This is a genomic window from Sphingomonas albertensis, assembly GCF_014358075.1.
GTDB classification, from domain to species: Bacteria; Pseudomonadota; Alphaproteobacteria; order Sphingomonadales; family Sphingomonadaceae; genus Sphingomonas; species Sphingomonas albertensis.
Map to the genome: position 1 here is coordinate 1 of NZ_JACONT010000033.1, position 16,137 is coordinate 16,137.

Annotated in this window: 17 protein-coding genes and 1 tRNA gene; 11 read left to right on the forward strand and 7 right to left on the reverse strand. The window is 64.4% G+C overall.

All coding sequences use genetic code 11. From position 1 onward, the window contains the following. From H8S47_RS18680 to H8S47_RS14085, 6 genes are all read left to right on the forward strand, one after another. A partial coding sequence (locus tag H8S47_RS18680) for a hypothetical protein (protein WP_214655099.1) occupies nt 1-266 on the forward strand: 266 nt, incomplete at its 5' end. A 129-nt stretch (nt 267-395) separates the two neighbouring features. Next, nucleotides 396-761, forward strand: coding sequence for a hypothetical protein (locus tag H8S47_RS14065; protein WP_187504461.1), 366 nt, complete (start codon nt 396-398; stop codon nt 759-761). 88 nt (nt 762-849) lie between these two features. Continuing rightward, nucleotides 850-2,241, forward strand: coding sequence for a mechanosensitive ion channel (locus tag H8S47_RS14070; RefSeq protein ID WP_187504462.1), 1,392 nt, complete (start codon nt 850-852; stop codon nt 2,239-2,241). Between the two features lie 40 nt (nt 2,242-2,281). Further along, nucleotides 2,282-2,566, forward strand: coding sequence for a CsbD family protein (locus H8S47_RS14075; protein WP_187504463.1), 285 nt, complete (start codon nt 2,282-2,284; stop codon nt 2,564-2,566). A 109-nt stretch (nt 2,567-2,675) separates the two neighbouring features. Then, nucleotides 2,676-3,536, forward strand: a complete 861-nt coding sequence (aqpZ, locus tag H8S47_RS14080; protein ID WP_187504464.1) for an aquaporin Z — start codon at nt 2,676-2,678, stop codon at nt 3,534-3,536. Then, the gene (locus H8S47_RS14085; protein ID WP_187504465.1) at nt 3,533-3,793 is read left to right on the forward strand and encodes a hypothetical protein; all 261 of its coding nucleotides are present in this window, start codon (nt 3,533-3,535) and stop codon (nt 3,791-3,793) included. Before aqpZ ends, H8S47_RS14085 begins: the two co-directional genes overlap by 4 nt. A 101-nt stretch (nt 3,794-3,894) precedes the next feature. Here the strand turns inward: H8S47_RS14085 and H8S47_RS14090 are convergent, their stop codons facing one another. The 3 genes from H8S47_RS14090 to H8S47_RS14100 all read right to left on the reverse strand — a co-directional run bounded on the left by H8S47_RS14090 (nt 3,895) and on the right by H8S47_RS14100 (nt 5,819). Continuing rightward, on the reverse strand, nt 3,895-4,389 hold the full coding sequence (locus tag H8S47_RS14090) for an Hsp20 family protein (protein ID WP_187504466.1): 495 nt from the start codon (nt 4,387-4,389) through the stop codon (nt 3,895-3,897). Between the two features lie 201 nt (nt 4,390-4,590). Beyond that, nucleotides 4,591-5,349, reverse strand: a complete 759-nt coding sequence (locus H8S47_RS14095; RefSeq protein ID WP_187504467.1) for an acid phosphatase — start codon at nt 5,347-5,349, stop codon at nt 4,591-4,593. Nucleotides 5,350-5,393: 44 nt separating this feature from the next. Then, nucleotides 5,394-5,819, reverse strand: a complete 426-nt coding sequence (locus tag H8S47_RS14100) for a MerC domain-containing protein (protein WP_235982902.1) — start codon at nt 5,817-5,819, stop codon at nt 5,394-5,396. Nucleotides 5,820-5,925: 106 nt separating this feature from the next. On the opposite strand from H8S47_RS14100, the gene H8S47_RS14105 reads away from it, so the two are divergent. Next, on the forward strand, nt 5,926-7,188 hold the full coding sequence (locus H8S47_RS14105) for a GTP-binding protein (RefSeq protein WP_187504468.1): 1,263 nt from the start codon (nt 5,926-5,928) through the stop codon (nt 7,186-7,188). Continuing rightward, entirely contained in the window at nt 7,185-7,817 is a 633-nt protein-coding gene (locus H8S47_RS14110; protein ID WP_187504469.1) for a DUF1826 domain-containing protein, read from the forward strand. Before H8S47_RS14105 ends, H8S47_RS14110 begins: the two co-directional genes overlap by 4 nt. Nucleotides 7,818-8,002: 185 nt before the next feature. On the opposite strand, the gene H8S47_RS14115 is transcribed toward H8S47_RS14110, so the two are convergent. The 4 genes from H8S47_RS14115 to H8S47_RS14130 all read right to left on the reverse strand — a co-directional run bounded on the left by H8S47_RS14115 (nt 8,003) and on the right by H8S47_RS14130 (nt 12,580). Next, nucleotides 8,003-10,228 carry a GAF domain-containing hybrid sensor histidine kinase/response regulator gene (locus tag H8S47_RS14115; RefSeq protein WP_328805549.1) on the reverse strand — a complete coding sequence of 742 codons (2,226 nt, stop codon included), beginning with the start codon at nt 10,226-10,228 and terminating at the stop codon, nt 8,003-8,005. 409 nt (nt 10,229-10,637) lie between these two features. Then, nucleotides 10,638-10,949: a hypothetical protein gene (locus H8S47_RS14120; protein WP_187504470.1), complete on the reverse strand. Its 312-nt coding sequence runs from the start codon at nt 10,947-10,949 to the stop codon at nt 10,638-10,640. After that, the gene (locus H8S47_RS14125) at nt 10,946-12,019 is read right to left on the reverse strand and encodes a hypothetical protein (protein WP_187504471.1); all 1,074 of its coding nucleotides are present in this window, start codon (nt 12,017-12,019) and stop codon (nt 10,946-10,948) included. The genes H8S47_RS14120 and H8S47_RS14125 overlap by 4 nt, the downstream gene beginning before the upstream one ends. A 474-nt stretch (nt 12,020-12,493) precedes the next feature. Then, nucleotides 12,494-12,580: transfer RNA gene (locus H8S47_RS14130), tRNA-Leu, on the reverse strand. A 112-nt stretch (nt 12,581-12,692) separates the two neighbouring features. Here H8S47_RS14130 and H8S47_RS14135 point away from each other — a divergent pair. The 3 genes from H8S47_RS14135 to H8S47_RS14145 all read left to right on the forward strand — a co-directional run bounded on the left by H8S47_RS14135 (nt 12,693) and on the right by H8S47_RS14145 (nt 16,137). Beyond that, nucleotides 12,693-13,646 (forward strand): complex I NDUFA9 subunit family protein, encoded by a 954-nt coding sequence (locus H8S47_RS14135; RefSeq protein WP_187504472.1) that lies wholly within the window; start codon nt 12,693-12,695, stop codon nt 13,644-13,646. A gap of 87 nt (nt 13,647-13,733) precedes the next feature. Continuing rightward, nucleotides 13,734-14,543, forward strand: coding sequence for an undecaprenyl-diphosphate phosphatase (locus H8S47_RS14140; protein WP_187504473.1), 810 nt, complete (start codon nt 13,734-13,736; stop codon nt 14,541-14,543). Between the two features lie 151 nt (nt 14,544-14,694). Then, nucleotides 14,695-16,137, forward strand: a complete 1,443-nt coding sequence (locus tag H8S47_RS14145) for an NAD(P)-dependent oxidoreductase (RefSeq protein WP_187504474.1) — start codon at nt 14,695-14,697, stop codon at nt 16,135-16,137.

The following is a 16,137-nucleotide window of genomic DNA, read 5'->3' on the forward strand; positions in this document are numbered from 1 at the left end:
AATTCCCACATACCAAAACACCCCGTAGCACCAGCTCCGGGGTTTTTCGCGTTCCGGCTCAAGCGCATCCGACCGGCCCAACCATGGCGGCAAATTCGCACCCACGGAGCAAATTTCCGACGATCGCGCACGGCTTCCGAGTTCGCTCGGCCCCCCTTGCGCTCTACGAATGCTCCAGCAATCTGCGCGATCTGTACCGGGTTCGCCAGCTTTCCACTCCTAACTTGGCGCTGCTTGTCCGCTCGGCGATGGTTCGTCTGGTATGAAAATACCCTATATCTACGTATTCTCTACCTGGGATACATCCTGTCCGACGCGGGTTATGCGTTTGGGAAATATGGGTTTTTTGTCCGATCGGACGGAGGCCGCATGGCGCCCGAAGACAGGGGCTTATCATGACTCAGCATCGCAGTTTTGCACGCATCGCAGGGCTTCTCACGGTCGGGATCGGCGCAGTGTCGCTATCCGCGTGCGTCAATCCGTCGGCAAAGATCGCCACCTCGCTTGAGGGCTATGGCTTCCAGCCGGCGCAGTCGCAGTGCGTCGGCGATCGGCTCGAGGCGAACCTGTCGCTCGGGCAGCTCCAGCAGCTCGGTCGTGCCGCCAAGGCATCGCGCGAAGGCGACACGACGCCGGGCCGCCTGACCGTGGGCGATTTCATCCGCGTGTCGGGGCAGGTCAAGGATCCCAAGGTACCGCTAGAAGTCGGCAAGGCCGCCGCTGCGTGCGGCATCCTGGCCGATCCGGCGTCGCCGCTCTGAAGCAACAAAATCGGACGCAGCGTCCATACGCACGGTGCCACGTACCGTCCGGGACCAAGCCCCGTAGAGGGCTTTTAGGGACACTATCATGCAAGACGTAACCTATGCGGGCGATACGGTCGTATCGAACACCCGCGACTTCGGGGCGCAAGCCTGGAGCTATGTGGAAATCTGGACGCCGCGGATCATCGCCGCGCTGATCATCCTGGTGATCGGCTGGGCGGTCGCCCGCGCCGTGAAGTGGGGCGTCGCCAAGCTCGTCAACAAGACGCCGCTCGCGATCCACGCCAACGAGCCCAACGCCAACCCGCGGAACCCGACCACGATCGGCGCGCAGGTCGGCGATGCGGCCTATTGGGTGGTCCTGCTGATCGCGCTGTTCCTCGCGACGCAGCCGCTGGGTCTCGCCGGCGCGACCGGCCCGCTTGGCGACATGCTGCAGGGCTTCGGTCAGGCGGTACCGCGGATCATCGGCGCCGCGCTGATCTTCTTCCTCGGCTATGTGCTCGCCAAGGTCGCCAAGAAGGCCGTCGAGGCGGTCATCACGGCCAGCCATGTCGAGCGTTTCTCGACGCATGTCGGTGCAACCAAGCCGAGCGATCCGACCATGCTGCCCCGGACTATCGGTGGCATCGTGTTCGCTCTGATCATCATCCCGGTGTCGATCGCGGCGCTCGACACGCTGAACATCGCGGCGATCTCGCAGCCGGCGACCGCCATGCTGCGCATCATCCTCGATGCGATCCCGCACGTCATCGCCGCCGGCATGATCCTCGCCGTGGCCTATGTCATCGCCAAGTTCGCGTCGCGTCTGCTGACGCAGTTCCTGGCAACGACGGGTTTCGATCGGACGGTTGGTTCGATCGGCATCTTCGGCAATGTCGAGAACCGCGAGCTTAGCGCAACCGGACCTTCGTTCGTGCCGTCCAAGACAGTCGGTACCGGCGCCTTCGTTGCGATCCTGATCTTCGGCCTGATGGAAGCCTTCCGCCAGCTGAACTTCGCCTATGGCTCGCAAATCATGGCCGAGGTGCTGACGCTGTTCGGACAGGTCGTGTTCGGAGCGATCATCATCTTCGCATCGGTCGTCATCGCGCGCTTCGTGGCCCATGCCATCGAGCGTAACGGCGACCAGGGCACGCGGGTCGCGGCGCCTGTCGTGCGGATCGCGATCATCGTGCTCGGCACGGCGATCGGCCTGCGTTTCATGGGCCTGGCCGACGACATCATCAACCTGGCGTTCGGGTTGCTGCTCGGTGCGATCGCGGTAGCCTTTGCGCTGGCGTTCGGGTTGGGCGGTCGCGATGCGGCGGGGAGTGCGGTTAAGCGTATGCTTGATGGAGCCAAGGCCGACGACAATGTCGCCACCAAGCGTTCGCTCGGCGAAGAAACGACGGCAGAGTCGATGAACCGTGCGCAATCCGGATCGTTCGAGGATCGTAACGACGCGCGCGACGTTACCGACACGCCTCGTTTCTGATTACCTCTCTTCAAACCATTATCAACCAAGGAGACTATCCATGAACACCGATACCCTCGCAGGCGCAGCAACCGATTTCGGCGGCAAGGCCAAGGAAGCTCTCGGCACCGCGACCGGCGACAAGTCGCTCAAGAGCGAAGGCGTTGCGGATCAGTTGGGCGGCACCGTCCAGAAGACCGTCGGTCAGGCCAAGGACGTCGTCGAGGACAACATCCGTCCGCTCGTCGACTATGTGCGCCAGTTCTCGAAGGAGCGCCCCTTCACCGCAGCAGCGGTTGCCGGCGTCCTCGGCATCGCGCTGATCAACACGCTCCGCGGCAAGTAAGCCGTACGGGCTAAGCCCAAAAGGGGCGGCGGATGACCTAAGCCTCCGCCGCCCCCATTTTCGAGGATCAGAGACGCACGTCGAGGCGTCCTGTACGAGGCACTAGAGGATGACCGAAGCGTCACAGTTTCGCGCCGCTGCCGGAGCAGCGCGGCGCCCCCGTCCGATCGCGACCGCGCGCCGTCTGGCAGCCGAGACGATCGGGACTTTCTGGTTGGTTCTTGGCGGTTGCGGAGCCGCCGTATTGGCAGCCGGCACCGATGTTCCCGGTTCGATCGGTCTGGTCGGCGTTTCGCTCGCCTTCGGCCTGACCGTCTTCACGATGGCCTTTGCCGTCGGCTTCATTTCCGGCGGGCATTTCAATCCTGCGGTCAGCCTGGGCCTGACGATCGCCGGGCGGTTTCCCGCGCGCGATCTGCCTGGCTATGTCCTCGCGCAGCTCGTCGGCGGGATCCTCGCCAGCGCGGCGCTTGCGGCACTCGCGTCCGGCACGGCCGGGTTCGATCTGGTCGCCAGCGGGTTCGCGGCCAATGGTTATGGCGCGCATTCGCCGGGCGGTTACAGCGCCGCAACCGCGTTTCTCGCGGAGGCGATCCTGACCGCCGGCTTCCTGACCGTCATTCTCGGCGCCACCGACGAGCGCTCTCCCGCAGCGTTCGCGCCGCTCTCGATCGGCCTCGCGCTGACGCTCATCCACCTGATCTCGATCCCGATCGACAATACGTCGGTCAATCCCGCGCGCAGCACCGGCCCCGCCCTGTTCGTTGGCGGCTGGGCGCTGTCGCAGCTCTGGCTGTTCTGGCTCGCACCGCTGACCGGTGCCGCCGTTGCCGGGTTGCTCGGCCGCTGGCTGTTCGCGCACACCGACGAGGATCAGTCGCCCGGCCCGATCGGCGATACCCCGGTCGAGCTGCTCGTCGCGGACGATCGCACCCCTGCGGGCGCCCGCATGGAAGGGGGCCGCGCATGATCGATCACAGCGATTACGATGCGGACTTCGACGAAGCCCATCACGAGCCCCGTTCGGACGAGGAATGGGAAGGCCTGTGGAATACCGAGGAGCGCAACCGCGACACGCTCCGAAAGATCGAACTCGGGCTGGTCGTCGTCGCGGCCGCCGCGGCACTGGTGGTCCTGCGCGGCGGCTGGTTGCGGCTATCGTCGCGGCCGAACCATATCGTACCGTCCGCGGCAGATATCCACGTCAAGCCGCCACCGCCGCGCTGACCCTGGATACCGCTCGCCTACCGGCCCGCATCGCGCACACAAAAAAGGGGCGGTTGCCAGAATCTTCGCCGGCAACCGCCACTTCGATCACTCAAGACCTATCAGGCGGCGTTGCGGTCCGCCTGATGATCCTCGATCCGGACCTCGGCATCGCGCGCGCGATCATTGGCCGCGGTGCCCGTGATCTCGATCCGGCGTGGCTTCATCGCCTCGGGTATCTCGCGCTTCAGGGCGATCCGCAGCAGCCCGTTGTCGAAGCTCGCGGTCTGCACCTGGACGAAATCGGCCAGCTGGAACCGCCGCTCGAACGCGCGCGTCGCGATCCCGCGGTGGACGAAGCGGCCTTCGTCACGGTCATCCGGTTTGCGTCCGCTGACCGTCAGTTGGTTGTTCTGCGCGACGATCTCGATGTCGTCGGGGCGGAACCCGGCGACTGCGAGCGTGATCTGATAGCTGTCCTCGCTCTCGCGTTCGATGTCGAACGGCGGATAGCCATCGACCGTCTCGGTCCGCGCGGTCGCCTCCAACAGGTCGAACAATCGGTCGAAGCCGACGGTGGACCGACGATAAGGCGTAAAATCGAAGTTCGTCCTCATATCCAAATCCTCCTCATGAGCAATCTGAGCACGAGGAGCACCGGGAGAGCCGGTGCCCTCAGTCACCGGACCGATCAACGCGTCCGGCGAGAGCAAAAATAATTTTCGGCCCGCGAGCGTCAAGATTTTCGCGCGAAATTTTTTCTGGCTTGCGCCGGTGAACGGCTGAGGGGCAGGCGGAGGATCGAGCCAGGATATTGTTCAGTCGATCCGTTGAGCGATCAGCGCCGCTTCCCGCGAACATTGTGCGGGCGCCGGTTTTGGCGTCCTCGGATCGCGACGGAGCGCATCCATTTCGCCGCGCGCCGCAGCGAGATCGGCCTTGAACGCCGGAACGTCGCGCGCCGCCGTCAGGGTCGCCGATGCGGACAGGCGCCCGCCCTCGACAGCGCTCGCATTGTGGACGCCGCAGACCACGCGGCTTTCGCCGAACGCACGGCCGCGGGCCAGGATCGGGGTGGCGCGATCCGGGGCGAGTTCGGCGAGCAATGTGGCCCAGGTCCAGCCTGCGGTGGTGTGCCCCGAGGGATAGTCATAGCTGTCCGCGACGTCTGCAGCGGGCTGGCAGATCGTGCCTTGGTCGATCAGGAACGGGCGCTGGCGCTTGTAGAAATTCTTGGCGATCCCCGTGCCGCGTGCGGTGTCGAACGACGCGCGAGCGATCAGCGTGGCGGTGCGCGGCGCGATCTGCGGAGTGAGCATGATTCCCGTCGCGCAGCTGAAATCGCGCATCATGTCGGCGGGCGCGAGCTTCACGTCGTTGGTCGCCATCGCCCAACGCGCAGTGCCGACAAGCGCCCGCGTCGCCCGGAATATCGCACGGTCGGCGATGGCGCGCGGATCGCCGGGTCGGGGTGCGGCCGGCAAGATTGCGAGCACGTCGAACGCGCCGGGGGTGAGATACCCCGATCGTGCCTCTGTCCTTTCGACCCGCGCGATGGCCGCACCGCCGAGCAACATTAGTGCAGCTGCAAGGGCCGTGTTCGAGAGGTTCGGGCGTCGCATCACGCAATTGCCGCCGCATGCGTGAAGCGTCTGCGCCAGTTGGCGACGTGCGCGAACGCGAGCATCAGGCTGCCGCTGACGGATAGCATGGTCTCGATCGCCGCGCGTCCGCCGAAGACGATCCCGAGCGTCATCAGTACGAGTCCGCCAGCCCCGAATATCATCGGGGGGATGGCGTGATGCAGGCGCCATCCGCCGATCAACGCCAGCGCGCTGGTCGGGACCGCGAAGGCGAGGACGGTGACGTGGAACGTCTCGCCCGGATCGAACCATATGGCGATCGCCGGCAACGCCGCGAGCAGCAACGGAAGCGCCAGGCAATGCACCATGCAGACGATCGACGCGCATACAGCCAAGCCGTCGAGCATGTCTCGGCCAGGGGCGGGGCGCAGGACCGGGATCGCCGGTTCGTCGGGGTGTCGCATCACGATATCTCCTTCTGCCGCGCGGCTTGACCTTAACCGCGATCGATGACAGCCATATGGCGATGATACATCATATCATGATTCGCAAGGTGGAAATTTGGGCACGATGAAAACGATCGCTTCTCCCGATGATGGTGCCGACGCCAAGACGAGCGATCATCGGCTACCCGTAACCGTGCTGTCGGGATTTCTCGGAGCCGGCAAGACGACAGTGCTCAACCATATCCTCGCCAACCGCGAAGGGCGGCGCGTGGCGGTGATCGTCAACGACATGTCCGAAGTGAACATCGACGCCGATCTCGTCCGCGGAGGCGATGCCGCGTTCGCGCGCAGCGAAGAGACGCTGGTGGAGATGTCGAACGGCTGCATCTGCTGCACGTTGCGGGACGACCTGCTCGCCGAGGTCCGCGCGCTGGCGGAGGCGGGGCGGTTCGACCAGTTGGTGATCGAGAGCACTGGCATCTCCGAGCCCCTGCCGGTCGCGACGACCTTCTCGTTCCGCGATGAGGATGGCGTGTCGCTGGGCGATGTCGCCCGGCTGGATACGATGGTCACGGTGGTCGATGCGCTCAATCTGTTGAAGGACTATTCGAGCCGGGATTTCCTCGCCGATCGCGGGCAATCGCTCGGGGACGAGGATACGCGCAGCCTGGTCGGCCTGCTGGTCGAGCAGATCGAGTTCGCCGATGTCGTGCTCGTCAACAAGGCGAGCGCGGTGTCCGCCGAGCAACTGGCGGTGGTCAAGAAGCTGGTCGCTTCGCTCAACGCCGACGCGCGGATCGTCACCTGCGACCACGGCCGTATATCACTCGCCGCGATCCTCGATACCGGGCTGTTCGACGAGGAGAAGGCGGCGCGCAACCCGCTCTGGGCCAAGGAGCTTTACGGTTACGCGCATCACCAGCCCGAGACCGAGGAATACGGGATCGAGAGCTTCGTCTACCGCGCACGCGCGCCGTTCCATCCGGTCCGCCTCCACGACTTCCTCGTCGATGGCGGGCTCGATCACGTCGTTCGGGCGAAAGGCCATTTCTGGCTCGCGACGCGGCCCGACTGGGTCGGCGAACTGGCCGTCGCCGGAAGCGAGACCATGACGTCGCGAATGGGCCGCTGGTGGGCGACCGTGCCAAAGTCGCAATGGCCGGTCGACGAGCGGTTCGAACGGTTCGTAGCGGGGCATTGGGACCAGATCTGGGGCGATCGACGGCAGGAACTCGTGTTCATCGGGATCGGCATGGACGAAGCGGCGATCCGCAAGCGGCTCGATGCCTGCCTCATGCCGGTCTGCGTCTACACGCCAGAGCTGTGGATGGGCTTGCGGGATCCGTTCCCGGATTGGGGCGAGCAGGTGCTGGAGGCGGCGGAGTGAGCGCGGCACGGGCGCTGCACGAGAATATGTCGCGGGACGGCGCGGTCGTGATGGGCGACGATCAGGTGGTGCTACAGCGTATCCTGGATCCCGATGTGCATCTTGCGGTCTGGCAGCGTCGGGCAGCACGGGGGCTCGAGGGGCTCGAGGGGCTCAAGGGGCTCGACTGGGACGCGATTGCGGACGTCGATCAGGACGTGCCGGTCGTGGCGCTGGCACCGGCGATCCCCGAGGCGCTGAGGTCGGCCGGTTATCCCGATGTCGTCGCGCTGGCCGAGGCGATCGTGCCGCTCGCTTCGGATTTCGCTGCTCTGATGGCTTGCGACGCACTGCGCATCCGCCTCGACGTGATCGAGACCGACGCCTGTCGCAAGTTTCACGCCGATCAGGTCACGGTGCGGTTGCTCATGCCGCTGGTCGGCCCCGGCACGCAGTGGGTGCATGCGAACGCCGAGCCGCAGGTCCCCGAAGGCGAACTGCGAATTGGCGATGTCGGGCTCTTCAAGGGGCGGGTCTGGGCGGAGGAGCCGGTCATACTCCACCGTTCGCCCCCGATCGCCGCCACGGGCATTACGCGGTTGCTGCTCGTGATCGATCCGGGCTCAGGACTGTCGAGCCCCTCACAGTAAGGCGGACGGAGCCTCCGCCTGCGCGACATTGTTGCTCCGGTCGCGGTCCGGCAGCGCGTGATCGGGATCGAGTTCCGCCCGTGTCACGCGTGAACCACTTCGCCGAGAATCGTTCGACCGGATCCTTCAGATATTTGGTCGAGCGGCCCCAGCGATCCTTCCTCTGCAGTGTCGTGCGATGCCGATCACGCCTGCGCCTTTTCGGTGTCGTTTCGCGGGGCCGGAAACGCTGCGCTCAGGCTGTCGATGGAATAGGGTTTGCGCAGGAGCGTGAACTCGCCCGCCCCCTCCCGCGACAGGATCTCGCTGTAGCCGCTGGTCAGGACCACCGGTAGCGAAGGCCGGCGGCGGCGTATCTCGCGGGCGAGCTCGATACCGTTCATGCCGGGCATCATCACGTCCGAAAACACGAAATCGAAGGTGTCGTGTTCGCGGTCCAGTTGGGCCAGTGCCTCAGCCGCATTGCGCGCGAGCACGACGTCGTGGCCGAGATCGTGGAGCGCGCCGGTCGCGAACGCACCGACTTCCGGATTGTCCTCGACCACCAGGATCCTGATGCTCGTGCCGTCGCTTTCGCCGCTCGGGGTCTCGACGCTTTCGGCGATCCGCTCGGTCCGCTCGCGGGGAAGGAAGAGCGTGAAGGTCGCGCCGTGGCCGGGCTCGCTGGTGACGGTCACCTCGCCGCCCGACTGCTTCACGAACCCAAAGACCTGCGACAGGCCGAGACCGGTGCCATGGCCAACGTCCTTGGAGGTGAAGAAGGGTTCGAAGATATGCTCGATATGCTCGGTCGGGATGCCCGCGCCGGTATCGGCGATCGAGATGCCGATGAAGTCGCCGTGGCGCGCCTCGTGGCCCCGGACCGGCGGGATGACGCTCCGCGGCTCGACCGTGATCGTCAGCCGCCCTTGCTGGCCCATCGCATCGCGAGCGTTGACCGCCATGTTCACGATCGCGGTCTCGAACTGGCTGACATCGGTATTCGCCAGGCACACGGTGTCGGGCAGGCGAAGATCCACCTCGATCAATGCGCCGGACAGCATTTCCATCATCTCGTTGAGGCTTCGGATCGTACTGCCCACGTCGAACACGCGTGGGGTCAGCGACGATCTCCTGGCGAAGGCGAGAAGCTGGCTGGTAAGCCGGGTCGCCCGGTCGGCGGTCTGCGAGATCGCGTCGATATATCGATCGCGGCGGCTCTCGCTCAGCCCCGGCTTCTTGAGCAGGTCGGTCGACCCGCGGATCACGGTCAACAGATTGTTGAAATCATGCGCGATGCCGCCGGTCAGTTGCCCGAGGGTCTCCATTTTCTGCGCCTGGCGAAGTGCATCGTGCGCGCGGGTCAGGTCTTCCGTACGTTCCGTGACCCGCCGTTCCAGCGTCGTGTTGATCTCCTGGACGGCGGAGAACAGCCGCGCATTGTCGATCGCGATCGCCGCCTGTGCGGCGATGCCGGTGATCAGCCGCTCGTGGCGTTCGCCGAACCGATGCGTTTCGGAATGACCGAACAACAGCCCGCCGAGCACCTCTCCCGATCGCGACACAACCGGCACGGCGAGGTAGCTGCGGACCGGCAAATGGCCTGGCGGCATGCCCGAATAGGGTGCGTTGCGCCCATAGCGGGGGTCGGCGAGGATATCGTCCGACCGAATGACCCCCTCGTTGCGAAATGTCGGGCCGAAGACGGCGGTCGCGCGCGGCCGGCCGAGCGCCTCGAAATCCTCCCGTCGCGCCCCCGCCAGCGTGAAGAGGTGAAGCCGCTCGCCGGTCTCGTCCATCAGGTTGTGGAAATACGCGCCGAACTGCGCGCCGGTGAGCTTTACTGCCGCATCGGTCACCATCTGCACGAGCGGTTCTAGCTCCAGTTCGGCGGTCAGCGCGGCACCGGTCTGGTTCAACGTTTCGAGCGTGTGCGTCTCGGCGAGCAGTTCCTGTTCCATGCCGACCGTCTTGGTCACGTCGACGACCACCGCGACCACACCGTCGGGCGTGCCGTCGGGCCTCGGGACCGGCGAATAATTGAGATCGAAAAAGAGCTGTTCGGGCGAGCCGTTGCGGTACAGCGTCATTTCCTGGCGGGAATAGGTCAGCGTCCTGCCGGCCAGGACGGTGCGGACGACGGCTTCGTTGAACGCGGCCGCCTCGGGCCAGGCATCGCGTACGCGACGACCGAGGATCGCAGGATGGCTCTGGCCGGCAATCTCGGCATACAAGTCGTTATATAGCAATATGCCGTCGGCGCCCCACAGCAGGGCCATCGGCAAGGGCGATCGCAGCATGATCGCGGTCGCCGTACGAAGATGCGGCGGCCATGTTTCCAGCGTACCGAGCGGCGAATTCGACCAGTCGCGCGCGGCGATCGCGCGTCCAAGGTCTCCACCGGAGTCCAGAAACGCTGGAATGTCGCCCACGATCGATCCCCATGCCTTCGATGCCGGGCTGGCATCCGCTGTCCGCCAACCGATAGCGTCAAGTTTCGGTCGCGTCGCTTCGATTCATGACGGGATTATAGGCGCCGACGCAATCACTTGGTTGGCGGAACGGCGTGTCGCGCGTGGGGTCGTGAACTAAGCGTAATGCAGGTCGCAACTACCGGCGCCCCGCAAGTCCGGCCGAAGGTTTCCGCGCCTATCGGCGAAAGATCGAGCGATCCTGCCGCAGTCGCTTGCCCGCGTCCTAGAGGACGGGGAAGCTTGGTGTCCCACGGCGGACAAAATCGGGCACCCAGATTGTTGGACAATTCGTATCGAACGCCACTCATCGAGAGTTCGCGGGACCGGGATCGCGTGATCTTCAGATCTCGCCCCGGTGCCCTCGCGTTCAATCCCTCGCATCGCGCAACGCTTCCAACTCGGCCAGTCTCACCGGATCGTCGGCAGCGAGCGTTTCTTCGAGATAGAAACCATACGGGATATTGCGCACCACCTCTTGCGCTTTCCCACTATATTCCGCAGCGATAACAGCGAAGGCATCGACCAATTCCCGGAGGAAGCCCTTGTCTAGCACCTCAAGCTGGGCCCCGAGTACCTCAGACGCCTCGACGGCAGTATCAAGGTTCAACTCTTCCTCGTCGGTCAGCTCCAGAAACACGACATACTCCGCGATAATGCGCGCAACCTGCTTGGCTATCATGGCTTCGCCACCTTCACTTTGATGTTAGTCACGTTCATCTTCTTGAGAAGCTTGAGAGCTTTGGTTCTCTGGGCAGAAGTGGGCACTTCCCATATTCCGATCAGGCGATGTTGCGCCAACACCTCGGATTGCCGCAAAATCTGAGCTCGAGCGCGAGGCATATCCCTGACCGACCATTTACGGTCGATCACATAATCGCCCTGGATGCCGTCGAACTTTACGGGCCTCTTCGAGCCATCAGCCATCGTTCGCATCAATGTAGGTGCCTGACCGGCTCGCGAGCCGGTCGCAGCGTCGTTATACGCTTTCCAAGGTTTTTCGGACCGGACCACCTCTTTCACCCAGCCGATCTGTGGCGGAGCGTAGGTTATGCGCGGTCTCACTAGGCGAAGACTGCGCAATGCGGAGACCTTGGAGAGCGCGGCCCCCGGCGCGACCGCTAATGCAACGTTTCCGGCGGCCGTCCCCGTGGCATGACCGATATCGCGTGCCGAGGCGTTGGCGACTGCCTCCGCTGCTCGCGAAACCTGGATACGAGCAGGCGTGTCTTCGGCAGCGATAGCAGTATCGATCATGCCTGCAATCCCGCCGCCAGCGTTGCGAATGGTCGTCACCGGATTTGTCGTCAGTGCCCCGTGAACCCCCGTCACCGTTTCCTTCCCGACGTCGTAAAGCCCTTCACCGACGCCACCGACAAATTCGACGACCGGGTTCGGCGGTCTACCGGGCCGCGATGCAGCGTCGCTTTGGGGGTGACCCCCGGATGGCCTGGGTTCCGTTCTACGCCGGCCATCGCCTATCCGCGTGCCGACCCGCAATGCTTCCGACTTTGAGGGTCTGGCGGCGCGCGACTTGCCGCGATCACCCATGCTCGGTTCGCCTGTCGGATCGGCGCCGCTCGAGCCATAATGTCTTCCTGCGCCGGCGAATGTGAACCGACCGTCTTCAGGATCGTGCCATGGATTGAATTTGAGTTCGACACCCTCGGGGCTCAACGCTGTCGGCAGACTACCGGTTCGCAACCAGTGCGAGAACCCCGACTTGTGTTCGCCGTTCGTTGTCTGATCCATGCTGCTTCCCCCACCTACTCGTGCAGCAAGATCAGCTGAGCAAAGAAATCCAACATTGCAAGCTGCAATACTTCGGCAGGATGAAATCGTTGAACAAGCGGCTGCCGGAAATTTCTCATATTAGGAAATTTGCGGTCGCCAAGGTTTGCTAGAGCAGCTGGACTCAATAGCGTGAGGTAGCGCTATCTATTGATACATTTTCCAAAAGAGCAGAATTTACTGTCTGCATTGCGAACATGCTGTCGAGTTCGGTAAAGTCGTCAATGGCGCGCGCCAGCGTGGAACGTAGATGGGCGTCGACGCAGAGGGCCGTGGATCCAACTCAGAAAGCCAGGACGAAGGGCTTGAGATTGGAAATATGAATTGAGGCGCTGACGTGCCGTGCTTTTTCCATAGCCGTTTCGCCGCAGGAAAAAGCCGCGCCTTGGTCGATCTATGAGGGATCGCATGGGCCCCCCAACAACGGGGGGACCCTGGTGCCCGGAAGAGGACTCGAACCTCCACGACCTTGCGATCGCCAGCACCTGAAGCTGGTGCGTCTACCAATTCCGCCATCCGGGCACGGGGTAGGAGGGCGCCTCTAGTGGAGGGTCGCGATGCTTGTCAACACGCCTCTTGCTGGGGCAAGGGGTTATTCGCGAATGGGCAGGCAAAACAAAGTGGACGGACGGCGATGAACGACAAACTGGTGACGCTGATCGGGGGCGGCGGTTTCGTCGGCCGCTATGTCGCACAGGCGCTGCTGGCGACGGGCGCCCGCGTCCGCATCGCGCAGCGCGATCCGCGGCAGGCCTTCTTCCTGAAACCGCTCGGCGGGCTCGGCCAGACACAGTTCGTCGGCGCCGACGTCACCAAGCCCGAGACGATCGCGCATGCGGTCCACGGCTCGGATGTAGTGGTGAATCTGGTCGGCGTGCTCGCGGGCGATTTCCAGCGGATCCAGGCGCTCGGCGCGCAGACGGTCGCAAAGGCTGCGGCCGAGGCCGGTGTCGGCGCGCTGGTGCATGTTTCGGCGATCGGAGCGGATCCGGAGTCCGCCTCGGCCTACGGCAAGTCGAAGGGGCAGGGCGAGGCGGCCGTGCTTGCGGCGTTCCCGACCGCAACGATCCTGCGGCCATCGATCGTGTTCGGCCAGGAAGACCAGTTCGTGAATCGCTTTGCCGGCATGATCGCCAAGGCGCCGGTGGTGCCGGTGCTGCGCGCCGGGGCGAAGTTCCAGCCGGTGTTCGTCGGCAATGTCGCCGATGCGATCGTCGCGGCGGCGTCGGCGCCCGAGACGTTCGGCGGGCAGGCGCTGGAACTCGGCGGGCCCGACATCATCACGATGGGCAATCTGATCCGCTGGATCGCCAAGACGATCGGCCGTAATCCTTCGATCGTCGAGCTGCCGGACTTTGCCGGCGCGATGATCGCCAAGGCCGGTTTCCTGCCGGGTATGCCGATCACCAAGGATCAGTGGACGATGTTGCAGAGCGACAATGTCGTCACCGGCACCGACGGCCTAGCGGCGTTCGGAATCGAGGCGACGCCGTTGTCGACGGTCGCGCCCGGCTGGCTGGTGCGCTTTCGCAAGGCTGGACGGTTCGGTCGGCGCGCCGAAACGCGGGCGGAAGTCCACACAAGCTGAGCCTTCTCGTGCTACGCTGCTTCCAACACCCGCGCCTTTTCTGAAACCCGCGCCTCTTTCTGAAACCTGCGACGCCGGAGCGCCTGCTTGACCGAACTTCTTACCGTCATCCTCCTCGGCATCGTCGAGGGGATCACCGAATTCCTGCCCGTCTCGTCGACCGGGCATCTCATCCTCGCCACCCGGCTGCTCGGCTATGACGCAGGGCGCTGGGAGGTGTTCAACGTCGTCATTCAGCTCGGCGCGATTCTCGCGATCGTCGTTTTGTATTGGCGGACGTTCTGGGCGGTCGGTATGGGGCTGATCAAGCGCGAGCCCAAGTCGTGGCTGTTCCTGCGCAACCTGGTCGTCGCGTTCATTCCGGCCGCGGTGATCGGGTTGGCGTTGCATAAGTATATCGAGGCGTTGCTCGGCAATGCCGAGGTCGTCGCGATTGCGCTGATCGTCGGCGGCTTCGCGATCCTCGCGGTCGAGCGGTTCGCGCCGCGCAGCGACATCAGCGGCGTCGCGGACATTCCGCTGAAGACCGTGATCGGGATCGGCTTTCTCCAGTGTCTTGCGATGATCCCGGGCGTCAGCCGGTCGGGCGCGACCATCCTTGGCGCGTTGGCGCTGGGCGTCGAGCGGCGCACCGCGGCGGAGTTCAGCTTCTTCCTCGCGATCCCGACGATGCTGGGTGCGAGCGCGCTCGAACTGTTGAAGAACCGCGATGCGATTGCGAGCGGCGGCGGTGTCGGGCTGGGCGCGATCGCGATCGGTGCCGCGGTGTCGTTCATCGTCGCGTTGCTGGTGGTGAAGTGGTTCGTTGGGATCGTCACCAAGCATGGCTTCGTCCCGTTCGCCTGGTACCGCGTGGCTGCCGGTTCGGCCGCACTGGTCTGGCTCCTGAGCAAGTAAGTCCGATTCGGAACAAATAACCGTAATTGCGATCGGTTCTTGAAAAATCGAGTTGCCATTCCGTTTTTATAGGTCAGTAAAGCTAACCTAAATGCTGTTTTAGCCGTGACAAGCTTCCCGCAGCGCAATAACGCGGCTGTCGGAGGCATGTATGGCGAACGATTCGATGCTAAAGTTTGTTGGGCGGGAGCAATCCTATCCGGCGAAGCGTACCGCGGATGAGCGGCAGGAGGATTTCCGCGAGATCGCGCAGCGATACGCGGTTGAGCCCGCCGAGGAGCAGGCGGGGCGCTGTTCGCAGTGTGGCGTGCCCTATTGCTCGGTCCATTGCCCACTGCACAACCATATCCCCGACTGGCTCCGCCTCACCGCGGAAGGCCGGCTGCGCGAGGCATATGAGCTGAGCAACGCGACCTCGACGATGCCCGAGATCTGCGGGCGCATCTGTCCGCAGGACCGGCTGTGCGAAGGCAATTGCGTCATCGAATTCACGGGCCACGGCGCGGTCACGATCGGATCGGTCGAGAAGTTCATCACCGACACCGCCTGGGAGAATGGCTGGGTCGAGCCGCTGGTGCCGGGTAGATCGCGCGGCCAGTCGGTCGGCGTGATCGGCGCGGGCCCGGCAGGCCTGACCGCGGCGGAATATCTGCGCGGGCATGGCTATGACGTGCACGTCTATGATCGCTACGACCGCGCGGGCGGGTTGCTCACCTACGGCATCCCCGGATTTAAGCTCGAAAAGCCGATCGTCATGCGGCGCGTCGAGCGGCTCAAGACCGCTGGCATCGTCTTCCACGAAGGCTTCGCGGTCGGCCACGATGCGAGCCTCGACGATCTGCGCCAGCGCCACGATGCAGTGCTGATCGCGACCGGCGTTTACAAGTCGCGCGCGATGGACCTGCCCGGCGGCGGGTCTAACGGCGTGGTCGCGGCACTCGACTTCCTCGTCGCCTCGAACCGCAAGGGCTTCGGCGACGCCGTCCCCGCATTCGACGACGGGAGTCTCAACGCCGAGGGCAAGGACGTCGTCGTGATCGGTGGCGGCGACACCGCGATGGACTGCGTTCGTACAGCGATCCGCCAGGGCGCGAAGTCGGTGAAGTGCCTCTACCGCCGCGACCGCGCCAACATGCCTGGCTCGCAGCGCGAGGTCGCCAATGCCGAAGAGGAGGGCGTCGAGTTCGTCTGGCTCTCCGGGCCGCAGAGCTTCGACGGTGGCGACACGGTATCGAGCGTCAAGGTCCGGAAGATGCGGCTCGGCGCCCCCGATGCAAGCGGCCGCCGCGCACCCGAACCTGATCCCGCCGGCGATTATTCGGTGAACGCCGATCTCGTGATCAAGGCGCTCGGCTTCGATGCCGAGGATCTGCCGACCTTGTTCGCGACACCGGAACTGGGCGTGAGCCGCTGGGGCACCGTGCTGGTCGACGGCAAGACGCTGATGACGAGCCTCGACGGCGTGTTCGCGGCGGGCGACATCGTCCGCGGGGCGAGCCTCGTCGTCTGGGCGATCCGCGACGGCCGCGATGTCGCCGCGACGATGCACAAATGGCTGAAGACCAAGGCGGCGAACGCGAAGGTCGCGGCATGA

What these genes read in the sequence shown, in the direction of transcription:
- H8S47_RS14065 (WP_187504461.1), top strand. Translation starts at nt 396, where the DNA reads ATGACTCAGCATCGCAGTTTTGCACGCATCGCAGGGCTTCTCACGGTC.
- H8S47_RS14070 (WP_187504462.1), top strand. Translation starts at nt 850, where the DNA reads ATGCAAGACGTAACCTATGCGGGCGATACGGTCGTATCGAACACCCGC.
- H8S47_RS14075 (WP_187504463.1), top strand. Translation starts at nt 2,282, where the DNA reads ATGAACACCGATACCCTCGCAGGCGCAGCAACCGATTTCGGCGGCAAG.
- aqpZ (WP_187504464.1), top strand. Translation starts at nt 2,676, where the DNA reads ATGACCGAAGCGTCACAGTTTCGCGCCGCTGCCGGAGCAGCGCGGCGC.
- H8S47_RS14085 (WP_187504465.1), top strand. Translation starts at nt 3,533, where the DNA reads ATGATCGATCACAGCGATTACGATGCGGACTTCGACGAAGCCCATCAC.
- H8S47_RS14090 (WP_187504466.1), bottom strand. Translation starts at nt 4,389, where the DNA reads ATGAGGACGAACTTCGATTTTACGCCTTATCGTCGGTCCACCGTCGGC.
- H8S47_RS14095 (WP_187504467.1), bottom strand. Translation starts at nt 5,349, where the DNA reads ATGTTGCTCGGCGGTGCGGCCATCGCGCGGGTCGAAAGGACAGAGGCA.
- H8S47_RS14100 (WP_235982902.1), bottom strand. Translation starts at nt 5,819, where the DNA reads ATGCGACACCCCGACGAACCGGCGATCCCGGTCCTGCGCCCCGCCCCT.
- H8S47_RS14105 (WP_187504468.1), top strand. Translation starts at nt 5,926, where the DNA reads ATGAAAACGATCGCTTCTCCCGATGATGGTGCCGACGCCAAGACGAGC.
- H8S47_RS14120 (WP_187504470.1), bottom strand. Translation starts at nt 10,949, where the DNA reads ATGATAGCCAAGCAGGTTGCGCGCATTATCGCGGAGTATGTCGTGTTT.
- H8S47_RS14125 (WP_187504471.1), bottom strand. Translation starts at nt 12,019, where the DNA reads ATGGATCAGACAACGAACGGCGAACACAAGTCGGGGTTCTCGCACTGG.
- H8S47_RS14135 (WP_187504472.1), top strand. Translation starts at nt 12,693, where the DNA reads ATGAACGACAAACTGGTGACGCTGATCGGGGGCGGCGGTTTCGTCGGC.
- H8S47_RS14145 (WP_187504474.1), top strand. Translation starts at nt 14,695, where the DNA reads ATGGCGAACGATTCGATGCTAAAGTTTGTTGGGCGGGAGCAATCCTAT.